Origin of the sequence: Collinsella aerofaciens (assembly GCF_040926405.1) — a bacterium.
Lineage (GTDB): Bacteria > Actinomycetota > Coriobacteriia > Coriobacteriales > Coriobacteriaceae > Collinsella.
On sequence record NZ_JBCOIG010000008.1, the window covers coordinates 1 to 20,556 of the forward strand.

A 20,556-nucleotide genomic window follows, 5' to 3' on the forward strand; every position below is an offset into this window, starting at 1 on the left:
GCTCGAATACGTCGCGGGCGGAATGGCCGCAGGCGAGAATGAGGTGCTTTGTGGCGATTGTCTCGCTTGTGGTTTCTTGGGGCGGTTGGACATCGACGCCGGTGATGGCGCCAGATCCATCGGTTCGAATATTGACGAGCTTTGTTCGATAGCGGACGGTTCCACCGAGCTGCTCGATGCGTTGAGAAATGTTGGTGACGACGGTGGGGAGGATGTCAGAGCCAATGTGCGGCTTGGCGTCCCACAGGATGTCGCGAGGTGAGCCAGCTTCGACGAAGGTCTCAAGAATCAGTCGATGGGCAGGATTCTTGGTTCCCGTGTTGAGCTTGCCGTCCGAGAAGGTCCCTGCGCCGCCCAGGCCAAATTGGATATTGCTTTCGGGGTCGAGGATACGCTCCTTAAGAAAGAGATCAATCGCTTCAGAGCGGCGAAGTGCGGGGTCGCCGCGCTCGATGAGCAGGGGTTTAAGGCCCGCTTCGGCAAGGGTCAGGGCGGCGAAGAGACCGGCGCAACCGGCGCCGACAACGACGGGACGCTCCTTGGGTGCATTCGGGACAGGGTTGGGGAATGAAGGCGCCTCGCCGTCTACCATGCGGATGCGCGAGCGGTCGCGCTCGGCGACGCGGTCGACCACCTCCTGCTCGAGTCGGGAGCTTGTCAGTTCAACTCGAAAGCTCAAAATAAAATGGACATCTCGCTTTTTACGGGCGTCGATTGACTTGCGATGGAGCTCAATGGCTTTAATCTGGGAATCCTCGCATCGCAGGGCTCGTTTGACGGCGCGTCTACCAATAACAAGACAGGCGGTTTCGTCGCCGGCCTCATCGAGTGACGCGTGGACTTGGGTGATTTCGATCATCGAGGTCTCCTTAGATGCAAGAAAGAGGCCGCCCGGTGTTCCAGACGGCCCGAATGCGTTTTGATTATAGACTGCGCGGCTATAGGCTGCTTGCAGCGCGAATACCCGAGATCCAAGCCCACGCAAGGTTGAAACCGCCGCAATCAGCATCGATGTCGAGTGCCTCGCCACAGATGTAAAGTGGGGCGCCTGCCGCGTTGCTCACGCAGAGGTCGGGAGCTGAGACGCTCTCGATGGGCACGCCACCACGCGTGATCTGCGCCGAGCGCTCCTCGGCTGTTCCCTCGACGAGCAACTTAAAGTGCTTGAGGATCGAGACCAGGTGGATGACATCGTTGGAGCCTGGATGGCACTGCTCGAACGCCGTGCAGACGACGCGGGAGAGTTGCGGGGCGAGCATGCCGTCGAGCCAACGAGGATCGCGGGGCGAAAAGCCACCGAGCAGCTCAACGCGCCGGTTGAGCATATCGAGCATCTCGTCTTTGGAGAGGTCGGGGAAAACGTCGAGCAGGATCGTATCGCCGTGCTGGATACGACGGGAGAGGTTGAAGACAGCGACGCCCGAGATACCGAAGGCTCGAAACAGGACTTCACCGTCTTCGTGCCAGAGCTCATTATGATTGCGGGCGAGCGTCAAGTGGGCGCGGACGCGCAGGCCATCCAACGTCTTGAGTGCCGCCCGATCGCCGACGACCGTTGCCGATACGGGGCAGAGGATGGGGCGCAGCGAAGTGAGGGGGAGGCGAAACGTATCGGCGATACCGGTGGGGTTGCCGCCCGTGGCGATAATTACGGCATGTGCCTGCAGGGCCTCGTTCTTGCGAGGGACATCGGCGAGCGCTTTCCGAAGCGAGCGGAGCTCCGATTTTCGGTCGTCGTGCTTTTTTGCCTTGAGCGCCCGCGCTGGACGGTCTATTTGGAGTGCCCAGCCTTCGGAAGCTTTGTGTGCCGAGGCAACGTTGGCTCCGCAGATTAAGGTGATACCCAGGCGGTTGCAAACATTGAGAAGTGCGTCGCGCACCGATTCGGCGCGAAGGGAGCGCGGGTACAGCCGGCCTTCCTCGGAGGTTGTCATGATGCCCAGCGAGGAGAAGAAACCCATAAGCTCTTGTTCGGGCTGGGGGCCCATGACGGATTCGACGAATGCGGGGTGGTTATACCGCTGAGGATCAATCGATTCGTTGGAGAGGTTGCAGCGGCCGTTGCCGGTCGCAAGGAGCTTAAGGCCGCAGGCGACATCGCGCTCAACGATGCAGACGCTTTTGCCAGCGCGTGCGGCCGTAATGGCGGCGGCGAGGCCTGAAGCCCCGCCGCCGATTACCAGGACGTCATAGAAGGCGCTCGTGTTCACTTAGGCCTCGTCGGTCTCGTGCGGGGTAATGGCCTCGACGGCAGAGACTGCCTTGGGCAACATGCCATCGGGCAGCGCGGTCTCGACCTCGCCCTTATCGCAGGCCTCGGCGAGTGCCGGATTAATGGGAAGCTGGCCCAAGATGTCGAGGTTATAGCGATCTGCGACCTCGGGGAGCTTGCTTTTGCCAAAGACCTCGATCTTCTTGCCGCAGTCGGGGCACTCGATATAGCTCATGTTCTCGACAATGCCCAGAATGGGGACGTTCATCTTCTCGGCCATGTTGACCGCCTTGGCGACGATCATCGAGACCAGATCCTGCGGGCTCGTGACGATGACGATGCCGTCGACGGGCAGCGACTGGAAGACGGTGAGCGCGACATCGCCTGTTCCCGGAGGCATGTCGACCAGCAGGTAGTCGATGGGGCCCCACGAGGTCTCGCTCCAGAACTGCCTAATGGCGCCCGCGATGACCGGACCGCGCCAAAGGACGGGGTCGGTCTCGTTTTGGAGCAGAAGGTTGGAGCTCATGACCTTGACGCCGTGCTCGGAGATTTCGGGCAGCATAAGGTTGCCAAGGGCATGGACGTGGCGTCCGCTCATACCGAACATCTTGGGGATAGAGGGACCGGTGATGTCGGCATCGAGGACGCCGACCTTGTGGCCGTGACGGGCAAGCTCGGTGGCGATGGCACCGGTGACAAACGACTTGCCGACACCGCCCTTGCCGGAAAGCACGGCGATGACGCGTTTGACCTCGGACAGCGTGTTCTCCTCAAATTGCGACGGCGACGTTTGTCCGCCGGCGGCCTGTGCGTGCTCGCAACCCATGTATGACTCCTTTGTATATGTTGGGGCCGGAGCCCCGTGATGTGACACGAGCGTCATTGTACCCTCGTTTGCGAGCGGGAGTCATTTGCGATGCATTTGGGCCGAGCGTGCTTGCAATACGATGGGTCCAAGCGAATGGGCGGGCTTACTGAACTTTGCTGGCGAACTCGAGGTATTGCATGCGCTGCAGCTTGTCGATCGTCGAGGCGTATGGGCTGTCTTCAGATTCCAAGTCGTAGCGCAGCCCGTCGGCACCAAGGTAGCCGGCGACATTGATGGTGGGCACATCTGACCTTGTTGCAAGCAGAGCCTTTTGATAGTCGGTGAGCGGGGCGCCGATCTTATTAAGGGTAATGGCTGCAATCTCGTTTGCCCCGACGGTGTCGTAGACGTTGAGCTCGGTATTGCCGGCGATTTCATAGTTAGCCCAGACAAAATATGTCGACTGATAGATACGGAAAGCGTGGCTTGCCGTATCTTCCTGGGGGTACAGCTCGTCGTTGAGAGTCGTTGCGGCGCTCGGCTGATGGTCGCCAAAAAAGACAAGGACAACCGGTCTGCCGATATTGCGGAGCTCGTTGATAAAGTACTCGAGGTCCCGGTCGGATGCGTTGATGCAGGTAAGATAGGTGTTGAGCGCGCTATTGGCACCCTCGCTGGCTCCCTCAACCCAATAGTTTGTCAGCTCCTCGGCGGGAACGGTGCCATAGTCGTAGCCGCCGTGATTTTGCATCGTGACGTCAAAGATGAACTGCGGGGCTTCGTCGGTTCTAAGCAGGTCGAGTATCTTGTCGTAGGTGACGTAGTCGCATACGCCGGCATGGTAATAGGACGCACCTTCGAAATCGCCGATTGAAAGAAAGTCTCCAAAGCCCAGCTGCTGATAGATTTTATCTCGATGGTAGTTGACGGGGTTTTGCGGGTGCATAGCCGTAGCGGTATACCCAAGCTCTTTAAGGTCCTTTGCCAGGCTGTTGACGCCATTCATCTGATACAGCTGATAGGGGATTTTGCCCAATCCAACAAAGGCCGTTGTCGCTCCGGTCAAAAATTCGAATTCGGAGTTCGCCGTTCCGCCACCGGCGACCGAAGCGAGCATGGTGCCGCGAACAAGTGTGTCGGGAAGCGAGTTGTAGAATGCGGGGCCGGTGTACCCGGCCGCCTGGAGCTGCTCAAAGCACGAAAGGTCGCTAAAACTCTCATTCATGACGGCAACAATCGTCGGCTTGATTTCATTGAACTGGGCAACGGCCGCCGCGCGCTGCTCGCTCGAGCCATACGTGCTGTCGTAGGTGGCGGCGAGCTCCTGCTCGATGCTCTGCGCCTCATCGGGCGTATAGTCTTCGGGCTTCTCAATGGGCAACTCGTTGACCATTTCGGTGAACGAAGTGATAAAACCCTGAGACGCATACGTGGTGATGGGCTGCCAACGGTCAAATCCAAAATTCAGCGCCTGCTCCAAGTCGATGCTGGAAAAGCCCGAGAGCCCCACAACGGTCACTAGCAGAAAAGCGCAGAGGTTAGCGGCGATTGCGGGGAAGACATGGGTGGGCGTACGGAGCTTTCTCGGTCGGATAAGCGAAAGAAGCCCCAGGGAAATCTCCAGCAGGGCTAGAGAGGTTACGATTCCGGCGGTAAAGGTAAACTCGTATCCCTCGCTCACTTCCATTGCGGTGCCAAGGGCCAAGATATCGCTTGGCAGGATGGCCTCGCCTTTAAACGTTATGACGAAGTGCTCGGCAATGCCAAGGATGCAACAGGCGACGGGCACGAGGGCCATGACGCCTCCATGACGCTGTCCCAGCAAATAAAGGGAGAGCAGAACCGTCGCGAGCAGCCCGACGGAAAACCCGAATGAGTTGGCGGGAATGCGATAGAACGTTTCGTTACAGGCAATTTCGAGTGAAACGAACGAGAGCGCTGAAACAGCGGCGATGACAAGGATGTCACGGCAAATACAGGCAACCGTTCCCGTCGCAAGATCGGTTTGGTCGATAAGTCCCGAAACCAAGGGCTCGACAAGAAGTATGACGGCGGTAGCACCGAGCGCCGAATAAGAAAGGACCCATAGGGAATTGTCCTCATTTACGAGCAATTGATTCGTAATCCATGCAGCTACCATGCCGAGCGGGATGAGGAGCGTCGCGCACCAAAAGACGCGGGCAATGGGCGGCTTTTCATTGTGTTTGATTGAAAAATACACGCGCACGACGACGGTGGCCACGATAAGGACGGCGATGAATATGGGCAGATTGGCCATGTCGCTCGAAGTGATTTCAAGGGGGATATCTTCGGTCATGGACGTTCCTCTGTTACAGCAAATTAAGTTCAGTAGTAGATTACTGTAACCTTTCCACGACATTTCGAGAAACAAAGCACCCGATACGCAAAGCTAAAGGTCTGCGAATCTTGTATTACGAACATCTGTGCGCGTCGAGTGCGCTAAACTCATCGACAGTATGATTCGATGCAATAGGAGGCAAGGAGCTTCCATGTCTGATTCTTCTATCGTTATTCGCGGCGCTCGTGAGCACAACCTCCGTGATATCGATGTTTCCATTCCGCGTGACCAACTCGTGGTCATTACCGGTCTTTCTGGCTCGGGCAAGAGTTCGCTGGCATTTGACACTATCTATGCCGAGGGCCAGCGTCGATACGTCGAGAGTCTTTCGAGCTATGCGCGCCAGTTCTTGGGCCAGATGGACAAACCCGACTTGGATTCAATCGACGGCCTTTCGCCGGCGGTGTCGATCGACCAAAAGACGACGTCTAAAAACCCTCGCTCGACGGTTGGCACCGTAACCGAGATTTATGACTATCTGCGCCTGCTGTTCGCCCGTGTGGGCACCCCGCACTGTCCCGAATGCGGCCGCGTCATTGAGCGCCAGACGACCGACCAGGTTGCCGACAAAGTCTTGGCGGCGGGGGAGGGTCGCCGCGCGTTTGTGCTGGCACCGGTGGTGCGCGGGCGAAAAGGCGAGTACACCAAACTGTTTGAGGACCTTCGCGCCGAGGGCTTTAGCCGCGTGCGTGTCGACGGCGAAGTGCGCTCGCTCGATGATCCGATCGATCTGGACAAGAAGTTCAAACACGATATCGAGGTCGTAGTCGACCGCATCGTGATCCGTGAGAATTCTCTGGGCCGTATCGCCGAGTCTGTTGAACAGGCGACTGCCTTGGCGCACGGTAATGTGAACGTATACATGCTGCCCGATCACGACGCTCCCGAGGGGACCGAGGGCGAGCTACTGGAGTATTCGTTGGCTCTGGCATGCCCGGAGCACGGGCACTCCATCGACGACCTACAACCCCGCGACTTTTCGTTCAACGCTCCCTATGGCGCATGTCCTGAGTGCGACGGCCTGGGCTTTAAGAAAACCGTTGATGCCGAGGCGCTGATTGAGGATCCCTCGAAGTCCATTGCCGACGGAGTCTTTGGTAGCCTGTTTGGCAATTCGAACTACTATCCGCAGATTTTTGCTGCGGTCTGCAAACACTTTAAGGTGAGCGCCGATACGCCGTGGGGGGACTTGCCCCCTCGCGTGCGTCGTGCGTTTTTGGATGGCATGGGCGACACGAAGATTTCGGTCGACTATCAAAAGCTCGATGGGCGTCGCAGCCAGTGGGATACCAAGTTTTCGGGCGTTCGCAACATCCTGTACGAACGCTATACCGAGACGACGAACGAGAACACCAAGGCGCGCCTGGAGAAGTACATTCGCGAGGAGCCGTGCTCGACCTGCCACGGCGCTCGTTTGCGCTCCGAGATGCTTGCCGTCACCGTGGGCGGCAAGTCCATTTACGAGGTTTGTTGCCTGTCGTGCCGTGAATCGCTCGAGTTTTTTGAGGGCCTGGAACTCACCGAGCGCCAACAGTTTATCGGCGGCCGTATCGTCAAGGAAATCCTGGAGCGCTTGCGTTTTCTGGTCGATGTTGGACTCGACTATCTGACGCTCGATCGTGCCTCGGCGACGCTTTCCGGTGGCGAGGCGCAGCGTATTCGACTGGCAACGCAGATCGGCGCGGGTCTCATGGGCGTGCTCTATATTCTGGACGAGCCCTCGATCGGTCTTCATCAGCGTGACAACGAGCGCCTGATTAAGACGCTCGAGCGCCTGCGCGATATCGGCAATACCGTTATCGTTGTCGAACACGACGAGGATACAATCCGTGCCGCCGACTACGTGATCGACATGGGGCCCGGCGCCGGTGTCAACGGCGGGCACGTAGTCGCGGCGGGAACGCCTGCTGATATCATGGCGTGTCCTGAGTCGATGACGGGCGCTTACCTGACCGGCAAACGAATGATTCGGGTGCCTGATGAACGGCGCAAGCCCGGTCGCGGCTGCCTTAAAATTACGGGCGCTCGAGCCAACAACCTCAAAAACGTTACTGCCAAAATCGAGTTTGGTACGCTTACGGTTGTTACCGGCGTGTCGGGATCGGGCAAGAGCTCCCTGGTTACCGATACCATTGCGCCTGCCCTTACGAATGCCATTCACCGTTCGACGCGCCCTGTGGGTCCATATAAGAAAATCGAGGGCATCGAGTGTATCGATAAGGTTATCGATATCGACCAGTCGCCGATTGGCCGCACGCCGCGTTCCAACCCTGCTACCTATATCGGCCTGTGGGATGATCTTCGCGCGCTGTTTGCGAGTACGCCGGAGTCGAAGGCGCGCGGCTACTCGCCGGGTCGTTTCTCCTTTAATGTGAGTGGCGGGCGCTGTGAGGCGTGCAAGGGCGACGGGCAGATCAAGATCGAGATGCACTTCCTTCCTGATATCTACGTTCCCTGCGAAGTTTGCGGCGGTAAACGCTACAACCGCGAGACACTCGAGGTCACCTACCGTGGCAAGACCATCTCGGACGTGCTCGACATGAGCGTCACCGAGGCGCTGGCCTTCTTTGGGAATATCCCGCAGATTAAGCGCAAGCTCCAGACGCTGTACGATGTAGGCTTGGGCTACGTGAGCCTGGGCCAGCCCGCCACGACGCTTTCGGGCGGCGAGGCGCAGCGTGTGAAACTCGCCAAGGAGCTTCATCGACGCCAGACGGGCAAGACGTTCTATATTTTGGACGAGCCGACGACCGGCCTTCATTTTGAGGACGTCCGCCAGCTGCTCGATGTGCTGCAGCGCTTGGTCGATGCGGGCAACACGGTGCTGGTGATTGAACACAACCTTGATGTCATCAAGGTTGCCGACCGCCTGATCGATATGGGTCCCGAGGGCGGTAACGGCGGCGGAACCGTCGTGGTTTCGGGCACACCGGAGCAGGTTGCGGACTGTCCGCAGAGTTATACGGGCAAGTTTTTGGCGCCGTTGCTCAGGCGTGACCGGGAGCGTCAGGCTCAACTTGATGCTCAATAAATAGGCGATTCAGTTTATGGGCGCCATCGACTCCTTGTGATTCGATGGCGCTTGCTGTGCCGAAGTGACGTATGCAGCCGAATTGGACATATACTTAATCCTTGCGTCCGAATGCGAGGGAAAGGATATGTCATGGCAAAGGCTGTAAAGACGCCAAAAACCAATGCGATGCGCGAGCTGGAAAGCGCCGGCATTTCCTATGTTCTACATACGTACGAAGACGATGGTGATGAGTCGGTGGGCCTGGGTGTCGCGATTTCGGAGCAGCTTGGCGAGGAGCCCGGTCAAGGATTTAAGACTTTGGTCTGCGTGACACCGTCCAACGACTATGTCGTGTGCTGTATCCCTGTTGCCGACGAGCTCGATCTAAAGTCCGCCGCGCGTGCCGCGGGGGAGAAGTCCTTGGCCTTGATGCATGTGAAGGATTTGCTTGCGGCGACTGGCTACGTTCGCGGCGGCTGCAGCCCGGTCGGTATGAAAAAACGCTACCGGACGCTCATTGATGAGACATGTGTCCTTTGGGATACCATTTTTATTTCGGGAGGCAAGCGTGGTTATCAGCTCGAGCTTGCACCCGATGATTTAATTGCATTTTGCGGGGCGACGGTTGCCGCGATTACGAGAGAGGACTGAGCGATGGCGCAGGAAGAATTGAAGCGCGGAGCTCATTTTGCAAAAGAATCTGCGCCTCAGACACCCTCATCCGAAGCTTCTTCGTCGCGAGATGACACTGACGACATGGGCTCGTCGGACTACTCCACGGTTGGTCGTTCCGCCGGGCTTATGACCATCCTGACCATTGTGTCTCGCGTCACCGGTTTTATCCGCACGTGGGCAATGGCGGCCGCTATCGGCATGTCGCTACTTTCGTCCTCCTATCAGGTCGCCAACAACCTGCCCAATATGCTCTACGAACTCGTGATGGGCGGCATGCTCGTGACGGCGTTTTTGCCCGTGTACATGGGCGTGAGGCGTGAGCAGGGTCGCGAGGCCTCGAACGAGTACGTGGGCAACCTGCTCGGCATTCTGCTTTTGGTGCTGGGTGGCATTTCGTTGCTGGGGACCGTGTTCGCCCCGGGCTTTATCTGGACGCAATCGTTCCTTTCGGGTGACGGCGGCAGCATGGATACCGCTGCGTTCATGTTCCGTTTCTTTGCCATCCAGATTCTGTTTTATGGTTTGGGCTCGGTGTTCTCGGGCGTTCTCAACGCACACCGCGACTACTTCTGGTCGACGTTTGCCCCGGTCCTCAACAATGTGATCGTCATTGCGAGCTTTATGGGTTTTGCGCCCGTGTCCGCACAGTTTGGCGAACGTGCCGGCATCATCTTGATTGCGGCCGGTACGACCCTCGGTGTCTTTGTTCAGATGGCATGTCAGATTCCCGCGCTTAGCAAGCACGGCGTGCATCCCCATATCCATATCGACTTTAAGGACCCCGCGCTGCGCCAGACGATTGCGCTCGGTATCCCGACGCTGCTCGCCACGGTGTGCATGTTTGTCTCGACTTCTATCACCAACGCTGCCGCGCTGGTGGTCCAGCCCGAGACTGGTCCTTCCGTCATCGCCTATGCGCGCCTGTGGTACACGCTGCCCTACGCGCTGATTGCCGCCTCGCTTTCGACGGCGCTCTATACCGAGCTCTCTCACGACGCACAGGAGAAGGATTACGACAGCGTACGCACGGGCATTTCGCGTGGCGTCGCCCAGATGCTGTTCTTCCTGATTCCGTTCGCACTGTACCTGATTGTCTTCGCACGTCCGCTCAACATGATCTACTGTGCTGGCAAGTTCGATGAATCCGGAGTGGCGCTGGTGTCCGAGTACCTTGTCTACCTAGCGCTCTCGCTGCCGCTCTACGGCGTGGTCGTGTTGATGCAGAAGAGCTTCTCTGCCTTGCTCGACATGAAGCCCTATAGCCGCTATTGCCTGTATTCTGCCATCGGCCAGGCCGGCTCGGTTCTGCTGTTTGGCGTTGTGCTGGGCTTCGGTATGCCGGCAATCGCGCTTTCGTATGTTGTCGACTACGTGATCTTGGTCGGCTGTTCGCTGTGGTGGCTGCGTCGTCGCCTGCGTGGCCTTCAGGTCAAATCTATCCTGCATGGCGGTTTCTTTGGCCTTTTGCTCGGTGGTCTAGGTGCTGCCGCAGGCGCCGGCGTCATGTGGGTGCTTGAACACTTTGTCGGGGCACTTGGCGGCTCGATTCTGATTACTCTTGGCTACGTTTGCGTTGCGGGTGTCGTCTCGCTTGCTGTTACCTTTGGCCTTGCCGTCGTCCTTAAGATGCCTGAGGTCTCGGCGCTGCTTCGTCGCAAGTAGGTGCGTGTGGCCGGTCACGACAACATTCCAACGCTTGCCGAGCAGGTTTCGCGCGTTCCCACACAGCCCGGATGCTACCTTTGGAAGGATGCCAAGGGCGATGTCATCTACGTGGGCAAGGCAAAAAACTTGCGTTCCCGTATGCGCCAGTACGTGACACTGCAGGATGAGCGTCAAAAGATCCCGCTGATGATGCAGCTGGTGGCGAGCTTTGACTATATCGTGGTGGAGACCGAGCACGAGGCGTTGGTGCTCGAGCGCAATTTGATTGGTCAGTACCATCCGTACTTTAACGTCGACCTCAAGGATGACAAGAGCTACCCCTTTATCGCCATTACAAAGGGCGACCTGTATCCCGCTATCAAATATACGCGCGAGCGTCATAAGCCGGGAACGCGTTATTTTGGTCCCTATACCGATAGCCGTGCGGCACGTGAGACGATAGATACGCTGCGCAAGGTTATCCCCATCTGCTCCGCATCCTGTGCGGAGTGGCGTCGTTGTCGTCGTATCGTCGAGTCCCACAGGGGCGAGGAAGACATCGTCAATATGATTTGCGCGCAAAACGGGCGTCCCTGCTTTGACTACCATGTCGGGCGCGGCCCGGGTGCGTGTGTCGGCGCGATTTCTCCTACGGACTATGCCAAGAACGTCAAACGTGTCGAACGTTTTTTGTCGGGCCATCGCAAGGATGTCGTCGATGAGCTGACCTCCGAGATGACGGATGCCGCCGAGGCGCTCGACTTTGAGCGCGCGGCACGCGTCAAACGTCGTTTGGAGGTCATCAGGGGTCTGGACGACCGTCAGCAAGTCGTTTTTCCCTCCAGTGTCGATATCGATGTCATCGGTTTCTATCGCGAGGAGACCATCTCCGCCGCTTGCGTCTTTGTCGTGCGTGAGGGTCGAACGGTTCGAACCTGCGAGTTCATTCTTGACAAGGGTCTTGATGTTGACGAGGAAGAGCTCCAGTCGGGCTTTCTTAAGCGCTATTACGACGAGACGGCCGATATTCCAGCTGAGATAAACCTCTCTGTCGAGCTTGAGGATGCGGAGGCGCTGGGGGAGTGGCTTGCAGGCAAGCGCGAGCGTTCCTGCCATCTCCATAGGCCGCAGCGTGGCGAAAAGCACCGTTTGCTCGATATGGCATCCAAAAATGCGCGCCATGCCCTCATGCGCTACATGATGCGAACGGGGTACGCTGACGACCGCACCAATCAAGCGCTCCTGGAGCTCGAAAGCGCGCTGGCGCTGCCGGCGCCGCCGATGCGTATCGAGTGCTTCGATATCTCGACGCTGCATGGAACCTTTACCGTCGCCTCGATGGTGGTGTTTACCAACGGACGCGCCGACAAGAGCCAGTACCGTCGTTTTAAAATTCAGGCCGAATTGGACGAGGCAAACGACTTCGTGTCGATGTCCGAGGTTTTGGGACGACGCTATGCTCCCGAGCGCATGGCCGACGAGCGCTTTGGCTCGCGCCCCGATTTGCTCGTTGTCGATGGCGGTAAGCCGCAATTGACCGCTGCGATCAAGCAACTTGAGGCTCTTGGGCTCGATATACCAGTTTGTGGCTTGGCAAAGGCCGATGAGGAAGTTTTTGTGCCTTGGGACGAGACTCCCGTCGTGCTGCCGACCGGGTCTGCTTCGCTCTATCTAATTAAACAGGTGCGCGATGAATCGCACCGTTTTGCAATCACATTCCATCGTGAGTTGCGCGATAAAGCCATGACAGTTTCGGTACTCGATGACGTTCCAGGCGTGGGACCCACCAGAAAACGTGCCCTTATGCGCCATTTTGGTTCGATGAAGCGTTTGCGCGCGGCGAGCGAGCAAGAGATCGCGGAAGTTCGCGGCATACCTGCCGATGTTGCCAAGGCGGTCCACGAGGCGCTCGTTGCGTGGAATGCCGAGCGCGCCGAGGCGGCGGCTGGCCATTCCGATAGCTAAACACGAGCCTAAACTACTGATATACATGATTGCGTGATTTTCAACCATTTATTTCGCCATGATTGCATGCTGGTTTCGGGTTTTATTAACGCTAAAACGTTTGACTAGTCATGGTGAACAACCCTGCTATCCTGCGGGTTGACGAAGACTGATATCTCACCTCGTCGATACATACTGTCTGGCGAATCATTTGTCAATGAATTCGGTGAACGGTAGTAAATACCGTTCAAGCGTATGTATGTATCGGTCGCCGAGCGCGGCACCTCAGTTGGGTTCGTCGGTAGGTAAGGTATATATCGTCCGCAAGTTGCGCGGGGGCAAGTCTAGGTGCTCCCGAGTAAGATTCTCTATTGATAGGAGAAGACATGGCCATCATCAACAAGGGTATGTCCAGGCGTTCGTTCCTCGGCCTCACCGGCAGCGTCGCTGCTGTCGCCGGCCTTGGTCTCACTGGCTGCGGTGGCAGCTCTAGCGACGAGGGTTCCGCTTCCGGCTCCACCGATTCCGCCAACCGTGGCGGCGGCGTGATCACCGCTGGTTCCGCTTACGCTCCGTCCAGCTTCGATCCCGCCAGCACCGGCTCCGCTGTGGGCCTGGGTGCTAACTGGCACGTCGTCGAGGGCCTCTACGGCATCGATTACCACGACTACAGCACCTTCAACGAGCTCGCCACCGACGATCCCAAGTCTGTGGACGACACCACTTTCGAGGTCACCATCCGCAAGGGCGCCAAGTTCTCCGATGGCACCGAGGTCACCGCTGACGATGTCGTTGCCTCCTACACCGCTTGCGCCGCTTCCGCTACCTATGCTCCGTTCTTCCAGCCCTTCGAGTCCATCGAGGCCAAGGACGCCAGCACCGTGACGGTCAAGACCAAGGTCCCCAACTTCTCCCTGCTCAAGGATCGTCTGGCCATCGTCCGCGTTACCCCGGCCACCCAGACCGAGGAGGATCGCGCCAAGCAGCCGATCGGCTCCGGCCCCTGGATGTACGACTCTATCTCCGATACCGAGATCACCCTGGTTCCCAACCCCGAGTACAACGGTGAGTATGCTGCCGAGGATAAGAAGATCCAGTACAGCATCCTGACCGACCCCACTGCTCGCGTTACCGCTCAGCAGGAGGGCTCCACGCTCGTTATGGAGCTCGTTACCGCTGACGCCGTCGACCAGCTCGAGAGCGCCGGCTGCAAGATTGACAACGTTCAGGGTTTCGGCACCCGCTTCATCATGTTCAACGTCGCCAAGGAGCCTTGGAACAACGTCAAGGTCCGTCAGGCTGTCATGTATGCGCTCGACACCGAGAAGATGGTCAGCAACACCTTCGCCGGCCTTGCCACCGCTGCCAGCTGCTACCTGCCCAAGAGCTTCACCAACTATCATGAGGCTTCCACGGTGTACAAGACCGACACCAAGAAGGCTAAGAAGCTCATCGAGGAGTCTGGCATCACCCCGGGTGCCATCACCCTGCGCACCACCGACAACGAGCAGATTAAGGGCATGGCCGCCCAGGTCAAGAACGACCTCGACGCTCTCGGCTTCGATGTGACCATCCAGACCGATACCTCGCCGGCCACCTACGCCGCCATCGACGGCGGCGAGGCCTACGATATCCTCCTTGCCCCTGGCGATCCTTCCTGCTTCGGCGCCGACCCCGACCTGCTGCTCAACTGGTGGTACGGCGACAACGTCTGGATGCAGACCCGTTGCCCGTGGAAGGAGTCCGCTGAGTGGCAGAAGCTCCACGGTCTCATGGACGAGGCTCTTGCCGCCGAGGGCGACGAGCAGCAGAAGAAGTGGAACGAGTGTTTCGACATCATTGCCGACAACGCCGTTCTGTACCCCGTTGTCCACGTCAAGACCGTCTCCGCTTCTTGGGACGATCCGTCCACTGCGCCCAATGGCGAGGCCCTCGATGGTTTCAAGGGCATCGGCACGACGAGCATGTCCTTCAGGGGCGTTGCGACCGTCAAGGCGTAAGACTCGCTTGAGTCTATATGCAGGATGTCGGTCGTTGGGACCGTATCCTCATAGTTGAAACAAAGACCCGGGCGGCAACGATGTCGCTCGGGTCTTGTAATGAGTATCCGTACTCATATACCAGTTGGTCCTACCGACAAAAGAAAGGGGAGAGAACGTGAACAACTTGCTACGTTTGATTGGAAGGCGTCTTGTGGCGCTGCCGATCATGGCATTGGGCGTCACCGTCCTGGTGTTCTTCCTTATGTCGTTCTCCAAGACCGACCCCGCCTACACGGCGTTGGGTGACGGTGCCTCGCCCGAGGCGGTTGCCGAGTACCATGAGAAGTATGGTCTGGACGACCCCTGGCCCGTGCGCTACGTGCGCTATATGGGCGATTTGATCCATGGCGACATGGGCACCTATGGTGCTGCCCGCAACTCCGTTGCCAAGCGCATCTCCACGGCCCTGCCCGTCACGATGCAGCTGACCTTCATCGGTCTTGCCATCGGTGCGGTCGTTTCGTTTTTGCTCGGCGTCATCGCGGCACTGTATCGCGACAAATGGCCGGACCAAGTAATCCGTGTCTTTTCCATCGCCGGCTTGGCAACCCCGTCGTTCTGGCTTGCCGTTCTGTTGATCCTGCTGTTCTCTTCCTACCTTAAGGTGCTCCCGGCATCGGGCGCTCTGCCTCACTTCACCACGAATCCGGTTGGCTATCTGGGGCGTATGATCATGCCCGCTATCGCCTTGGCATTTCCGCTGACGGGCCAGATGACTCGTATCGTGCGTACCGCCATGGTCGAGGAGCTCGACAAGGATTATGTCCGTATGGCTCGCGGCGCCGGCGTTCCCGAGAAGGTCGTCGTCGGCATCAACGTTCTTCGCAATGCGCTGATCACCCCGGTCACCACCCTCGGTCTTAAGATCGGTTACCTCATGGGCGGCGCCGTCGTCATCGAGGTTATCTTCAACCTCCCCGGCATGGGCACCGCGATTCTGCAGGGCGTTCAGGGCAACGAGGCGAACCTGGTTCAGGGCGTCGTCATCGTCGTTGCTCTTGCCTTCATCATCATCAACATCGTGGTTGACATGCTCTACCTGCTCATCAACCCGCGCATCAGGACGGTGTAGATTATGGTAAAGATTCGAGAGAAGCAAACCGAGCAGCTCGAGAAGGCTGCCTCCAAGGGGCTCAAGCTCGGTGGCTGGAAGAAGATGACGCTGTCTTCTAAGATTGCCGCCGTCGTGCTGGTGCTGGTCGCCCTGACTGCGATTCTGGCGCCCCTTCTTGCCCCCTATAGCCCGGTCGAGATCTTTACGGCTCGCCAGGCTCCCGGCAACGGATTTATCTTCGGTACCGACGATAAGGGTCGCGACATTCTGTCGCGTATGCTCTACGGTGGTCGTTACTCGCTGATTATCGGCTTTGGCGCCACCGCCATGGCTCTGGTCTGCGGCTCGGTCGTGGGCGCCCTTGCAGCGGTTTCGCGCAAGGCCGTCTCCGAGACGATCATGCGTATCTTGGACATCATCATGTCCATCCCGGGCATCGCCCTCGCGGCCGTCTTCGTCTCCATCCTGGGCAACTCCGTGCCGTCGATCATCTTCGCCATCGGCTTTATGTACACTCCGCAGATTGCCCGTATCGTACGCGCCAATATCGTGTCCGAGTACGGCGAGGACTATGTCCGCGCGGTCATCGTTTCCGGCGCCAAGGCTCCGTGGATTTTGATTAAGCATGTTCTGCGTAACTGCATCGCCCCGATCATGGTCTTCACCGTTACCCTGGTCGCCGACGCCATCATCTTCGAGGCCTCGCTGACCTTCATCGGCGCTGGTATCCAGGAGCCCACCGCTACCTGGGGCAACATCCTCGCCGACGCCCGCGGCGGCGTGCTCGCCGGTCGTTGGTGGCAGGCGCTGTTCCCGGGCCTAGCCATCATGATCACCTGCCTGGCGCTCAACATCCTCTCCGAGGGCATTACCGACGCCATGGCCGCTGCTCCCTCCGCTGCCCTGGATCCTACCGATTCCTCCAAGCGTCGCGAGGCCGACCTGCTGGTCTCCGACCCCGTTCGCGCCTACAAGGAGCAGGCCCAGTCCCTCTCCGCTCGCCTTGGCGCCCTGCGCGATGTCGAGCTCAAGCGTGACGATCGCCACGTGCCCGACGAGTCCGTTGAGCCGATTCTCTCGGTCCGTGACTTCTGCATCCAGTTTGAGCATCACGGTGATATCAACGTCGTCGACCATGTCAACTTTGACGTTCGTCCTGGTCAGACCATGGGCCTGGTGGGCGAGTCCGGTTGCGGTAAGTCCATCACCACGCTGGCCATCATGGGCCTGACCGACGATGACGAGCATCTTTCCGGCGAGGTTCTCTGGGAGGGTCGCGACCTGCTCAAGATGAGCAAGAAGGAGTGGTTCGGCCTGCGCGGTACCGATATCGCTATGGTCTATCAGGACGCCCTGTCCTCGCTTAATCCCTCCATGCTCATCTCTGCCCAGATGAAGCAGCTCACCAAGCGCGGCGGAACCCGCAGCGCCGAGGAGCTCCTGGAGCTCGTCGGCCTCGATCCCAAGCGCACGCTCGAGAGCTATCCGCACGAGCTTTCCGGCGGCCAGCGTCAGCGTGTCCTGATCGCTATGGCCCTTACCCGCGACCCCAAGCTGGTCATCTGCGACGAGCCCACGACCGCTCTGGACGTTACCGTCCAGAAGCAGGTCATCAAGCTGCTCAACGATCTTCAGGCCAAGCTCGGCTTTGCCATGATCTTTGTTTCGCATGACCTGGCTCTGGTCGCCGAGGTTGCCCATAACATCACGGTTATGTACGCTGGCCAGGTTATCGAGCAGGCACCCACCAAGGAGCTGCTCACCAACCCGATCCACGAGTACACCCGCGGTCTTCTGGGCTCCGTTCTGTCCATCGAGAGCGGCTCGGGCCGTCTGCACCAAGTCCCCGGCGCCGTTCCCAGCCCGCGCGATTTCCCCAAGGGCGATCGCTTCGCACCCCGCTCGAGCCATCCGCGTATTGGCCTGGATACCCGTCCGGTCTTCAAGCGCGTGCCCGGCACCGAGCACTTCTATTCCGAGCTCCCCGACGAGGTGCTCAAGGCAAATGGTTTGACCCCTCACGCGGAGGTGATGTAGATGAGCGATACCGCAGTCAACGGCGTCGAGCCGATCATCTTCCTTGATGACGTCCACGTCACCTTTAGGACCCGTACCGGCTCGATTCTGCACCCCAACCTGGTTCACGCCGTCCAGGGTGTAACGATTAAGCTCATGCCCGGTCAGACGATCGGCATCGTCGGCGAGTCCGGTTGCGGTAAGTCCACCACCGCTAACGTCATGTGCGGCCTGCAGGCCCCCACGAGCGGCAAGGTCTACTTTAAGGGCAAGGACGTTACCAAACGTACCGCCGAGGACCGTCGCCACATGGGTCGCGTCATCTCGGTCGTGTTCCAGAACCCGGCCACGGCGCTCAACCCCCGCATGGTCGTTCGCGAGCAGCTGCTCGACCCCATGCGCGTCCACAACCTGGGTACCGAGGCCGAGCAGGAGAAGCGCGTCAAGGAACTCTTGGAGCTCACCGGTCTGCCCAGCTCCGCTGCCGAGGTTCTTCCCGGCCAGCTTTCGGGCGGCCAGCGTCAGCGCGTCGCAATTGCCCGTGCCCTGTCGCTGAACCCCGATGCCATCATCGCCGACGAGCCCACCTCGGCTCTGGACGTTTCGGTCCGCGCGCAGATTCTGAACCTGCTGACTGACCTTAAGAAGGAGCTCGGCCTGGCCATGGTGTTCATCAGCCATGACATCCAGACGGTCCGCTATATCTCTGACGACATCATCGTTATGAATGGCGGCAAGATCGTCGAGCAGGGCGAGGCCAAGCAGGTCTTCCAGCACCCCCAGGACCCCTACACCAAGATGCTGCTCGGCGCTGCGCCGTCGCTGCTGCATCCCAAGCTCGGCGAGTAACCTCGCTTTCCCTCCCGTGCGCCCGGTTCCCTTGCCGGGCGCACCTCCGTTGCGATTTCGAAAGGTTGGGTTCACGAGCCATGCCAAGTGCTCAGGAGCTACAACATCAATTTGGTGAATATCGAGGCGCCATGCCCCGTCCATCAGATTTCGATCTCTTTTGGAAGGATCGCATGGCCGAGGCCGACGCCGTCGGGCTTGACTATGCGATCGAGACGGCATCGGTCACCGATGCCGCGACCTGCCAGCTTTTCGACCTCTGGTATACCGGCATGTGTGGCGCTCGCCTGCATGCCAAGTACCTTAAACCCGTCTCGGACGAGCCCGTGCCATTGGTGCTTCAGTTTCATGGGTATCCGGGTGCAAGCCGCAGCTGGTTTGAGCAGGCGTCGTTTGCGGGCATGGGCATGGCACTCATCGCCCTCGACTGCCCCGGCCAAGGAGGTCCCTCCGAGGACATTGGTGGATTTGAGGGCACAACGGTTGCCGGGCATATCGTCGCCGGCATCGACGGCGACCCGGCCAACCTCTACTATGTCCGCTTACACCAAGATATTCGAATCCTGTGCCGTATTGTTCGTGAGCACGAGGGCATCGATCTTGCCCGTGTGTTTGTGAACGGCGCGTCGCAGGGCGGCGGTTTGGGTATTGCGACCTGTGCGCTTAATAGCGAGCTTATCAATCGTGCCGCCATCCTCTATCCCTTCCTGTCGGATTTCCGCCTGGTCTGGGATTTGGATGCCGACGACATTGCCTACGAAGGCCTGCGCTATTGGTCTCGCTGGTTTGATGAGGACTCGACTCGTATTGACGAAGCCTATGCCAAGCTGGCGTACTTCGATTCCAAGAACTTTGCCCCTATGGTCAAATGCCCCGTGCTGTTTGGCACTGGCACAGCCGATATCGTCTGTCCGCCAGCGACGCAGTTTGCGGTCTATAACAACCTGACCTGCGAAAAGCGTCATGAGTTCTTTGAAGGCTTTGGCCACGAGGAGATTCAGGATTTTGACGATTTGATCATTCCGTTTTTCTGCAAGGGAGGGGAGGCTCATGTCTAAGTGCGAGAGCAATGTTGACGAGCTGATTGTCCCCGGGCTCGTGGGAATTCCTGGAACGGTTTCGTCAAGGCTCGCAGAATATCGGGACTGGCGCGGTGATGTCCAAGCAGATGTTTCTGATTTAGAGACATGCGCTTCGAATCTTGAGATTCAAGGCCTGGCCATTACGGCGATTGACTTTGTTAACCCCTGCGCCCGTTACTCGGAGGTCTCCTTTGAGCTCGGTGACGATGCGATTCACGCTCGTTTGATCGAGCCTGTCGGTCGTGCCCGAGTATCTGAGCGCGTGCCGCTGTGCCTGATGTTCCACGACATCGATCGGCCTGTGCGCGGCTGGCATCACATGACGAGATTTGCCGCCATGGGGTATGCCGTCCTCGCGCTGGATGACGATGTTGCTGGTGCGGACGACCTGCAGCGGGGGATTTCTTCGTCCGCTTTTGTCGAGCGCGTCCGTTGGGGTTGCGCGTTGGCGAAGGTGGCGCGCAATCTTGATGGCATGGACCCCGACCGCATCTTTGCATGGGGCGAGGGCCTTGGCGGCGGAGTCGCGCTGGCGGTTTCTGCTCTGGACGAGCGGGGCCTCGCCTGCACGGCGGTTGCCAATCCAATTCCCGGTGGCCTTGAGGCGCTGTCGTCTCGGGTGCGCGGATCGGTGCTCATGGGCACATCGCTCATGGATGCCGCGAGCGACCCCAAGGGCCAGTTTGCCGTATTCAACGGTCTTGAGTGTGACCGGAGGCATATCGTCTATGCCAAATACGCTCACGAGCGCATCAATGCGTTCGAAAACGAAGTCGTCGACTTCTTTAACCAAACGTTCTACCCGTGTTCTTTGGCCTAGGCGGCCTGGACACTGCCAACAAGAGTGGGCGGCAT

At 58.7% G+C, this 20,556-nt stretch carries 14 protein-coding genes; 10 read left to right on the plus strand and 4 right to left on the minus strand.

From position 1 onward, the window contains the following. The 4 genes from AB5758_RS04340 to AB5758_RS04355 all read right to left on the minus strand — a co-directional run. Positions 1-1,009, minus strand: a 1,009-nt coding sequence (locus AB5758_RS04340; RefSeq protein WP_368155405.1) for an NAD(P)/FAD-dependent oxidoreductase, incomplete at its 3' end; no start/stop codon positions are given. Then, positions 939-2,210, minus strand: coding sequence for an NAD(P)/FAD-dependent oxidoreductase (locus tag AB5758_RS04345; RefSeq protein ID WP_368141748.1), 1,272 nt, complete (start codon positions 2,208-2,210; stop codon positions 939-941). The genes AB5758_RS04340 and AB5758_RS04345, both read right to left, overlap by 71 nt. Continuing rightward, the gene (locus AB5758_RS04350) at positions 2,211-3,041 is read right to left on the minus strand and encodes an Mrp/NBP35 family ATP-binding protein (RefSeq protein ID WP_195622269.1); all 831 of its coding nucleotides are present in this window, start codon (positions 3,039-3,041) and stop codon (positions 2,211-2,213) included. 145 nt (positions 3,042-3,186) lie between these two features. Then, the gene (locus AB5758_RS04355) at positions 3,187-5,340 is read right to left on the minus strand and encodes an LTA synthase family protein (RefSeq protein WP_055310501.1); all 2,154 of its coding nucleotides are present in this window, start codon (positions 5,338-5,340) and stop codon (positions 3,187-3,189) included. 193 nt (positions 5,341-5,533) lie between these two features. Between AB5758_RS04355 and uvrA the strand changes: the two genes are divergently transcribed. The 10 genes from uvrA (at position 5,534) to AB5758_RS04405 (ending at position 20,521) form a co-directional block, all read left to right on the plus strand. Next, the gene (uvrA, locus tag AB5758_RS04360; RefSeq protein WP_368152468.1) at positions 5,534-8,413 is read left to right on the plus strand and encodes an excinuclease ABC subunit UvrA; all 2,880 of its coding nucleotides are present in this window, start codon (positions 5,534-5,536) and stop codon (positions 8,411-8,413) included. A 132-nt stretch (positions 8,414-8,545) separates the two neighbouring features. Next, entirely contained in the window at positions 8,546-9,046 is a 501-nt protein-coding gene (ybaK, locus tag AB5758_RS04365; protein ID WP_195246823.1) for a Cys-tRNA(Pro) deacylase, read from the plus strand. Between the two features lie 105 nt (positions 9,047-9,151). Beyond that, positions 9,152-10,732, plus strand: coding sequence for a murein biosynthesis integral membrane protein MurJ (gene murJ, locus AB5758_RS04370; RefSeq protein ID WP_117794699.1), 1,581 nt, complete (start codon positions 9,152-9,154; stop codon positions 10,730-10,732). Positions 10,733-10,738: 6 nt separating this feature from the next. Beyond that, positions 10,739-12,679: an excinuclease ABC subunit UvrC gene (gene uvrC, locus AB5758_RS04375; protein ID WP_308196330.1), complete on the plus strand. Its 1,941-nt coding sequence runs from the start codon at positions 10,739-10,741 to the stop codon at positions 12,677-12,679. 365 nt (positions 12,680-13,044) lie between these two features. Further along, positions 13,045-14,658, plus strand: a complete 1,614-nt coding sequence (locus tag AB5758_RS04380; RefSeq protein WP_161144836.1) for an ABC transporter substrate-binding protein — start codon at positions 13,045-13,047, stop codon at positions 14,656-14,658. 157 nt (positions 14,659-14,815) lie between these two features. Continuing rightward, entirely contained in the window at positions 14,816-15,772 is a 957-nt protein-coding gene (locus AB5758_RS04385; RefSeq protein ID WP_035138896.1) for an ABC transporter permease, read from the plus strand. 3 nt (positions 15,773-15,775) lie between these two features. Then, the gene (locus AB5758_RS04390; RefSeq protein WP_035138893.1) at positions 15,776-17,791 is read left to right on the plus strand and encodes a dipeptide/oligopeptide/nickel ABC transporter permease/ATP-binding protein; all 2,016 of its coding nucleotides are present in this window, start codon (positions 15,776-15,778) and stop codon (positions 17,789-17,791) included. Beyond that, positions 17,792-18,619: an ABC transporter ATP-binding protein gene (locus tag AB5758_RS04395; RefSeq protein ID WP_138112022.1), complete on the plus strand. Its 828-nt coding sequence runs from the start codon at positions 17,792-17,794 to the stop codon at positions 18,617-18,619. 80 nt (positions 18,620-18,699) lie between these two features. After that, positions 18,700-19,677, plus strand: coding sequence for an acetylxylan esterase (locus tag AB5758_RS04400; RefSeq protein ID WP_368141460.1), 978 nt, complete (start codon positions 18,700-18,702; stop codon positions 19,675-19,677). After that, positions 19,670-20,521: an acetylxylan esterase gene (locus tag AB5758_RS04405; RefSeq protein ID WP_195232148.1), complete on the plus strand. Its 852-nt coding sequence runs from the start codon at positions 19,670-19,672 to the stop codon at positions 20,519-20,521. The genes AB5758_RS04400 and AB5758_RS04405 overlap by 8 nt, the downstream gene beginning before the upstream one ends. Positions 20,522-20,556: the final 35 nt, after the last annotated feature.

Excerpts from the sequence above, each read along its gene's own strand:
- AB5758_RS04350 (WP_195622269.1), bottom strand. The coding sequence starts at position 3,041 with ATGGGTTGCGAGCACGCACAGGCCGCCGGCGGACAAACGTCGCCGTCG.
- AB5758_RS04355 (WP_055310501.1), bottom strand. The coding sequence starts at position 5,340 with ATGACCGAAGATATCCCCCTTGAAATCACTTCGAGCGACATGGCCAAT.
- uvrA (WP_368152468.1), top strand. The coding sequence starts at position 5,534 with ATGTCTGATTCTTCTATCGTTATTCGCGGCGCTCGTGAGCACAACCTC.
- ybaK (WP_195246823.1), top strand. The coding sequence starts at position 8,546 with ATGGCAAAGGCTGTAAAGACGCCAAAAACCAATGCGATGCGCGAGCTG.
- murJ (WP_117794699.1), top strand. The coding sequence starts at position 9,152 with ATGGGCTCGTCGGACTACTCCACGGTTGGTCGTTCCGCCGGGCTTATG.
- AB5758_RS04380 (WP_161144836.1), top strand. The coding sequence starts at position 13,045 with ATGGCCATCATCAACAAGGGTATGTCCAGGCGTTCGTTCCTCGGCCTC.
- AB5758_RS04390 (WP_035138893.1), top strand. The coding sequence starts at position 15,776 with ATGGTAAAGATTCGAGAGAAGCAAACCGAGCAGCTCGAGAAGGCTGCC.
- AB5758_RS04395 (WP_138112022.1), top strand. The coding sequence starts at position 17,792 with ATGAGCGATACCGCAGTCAACGGCGTCGAGCCGATCATCTTCCTTGAT.
- AB5758_RS04400 (WP_368141460.1), top strand. The coding sequence starts at position 18,700 with ATGCCAAGTGCTCAGGAGCTACAACATCAATTTGGTGAATATCGAGGC.
- AB5758_RS04405 (WP_195232148.1), top strand. The coding sequence starts at position 19,670 with ATGTCTAAGTGCGAGAGCAATGTTGACGAGCTGATTGTCCCCGGGCTC.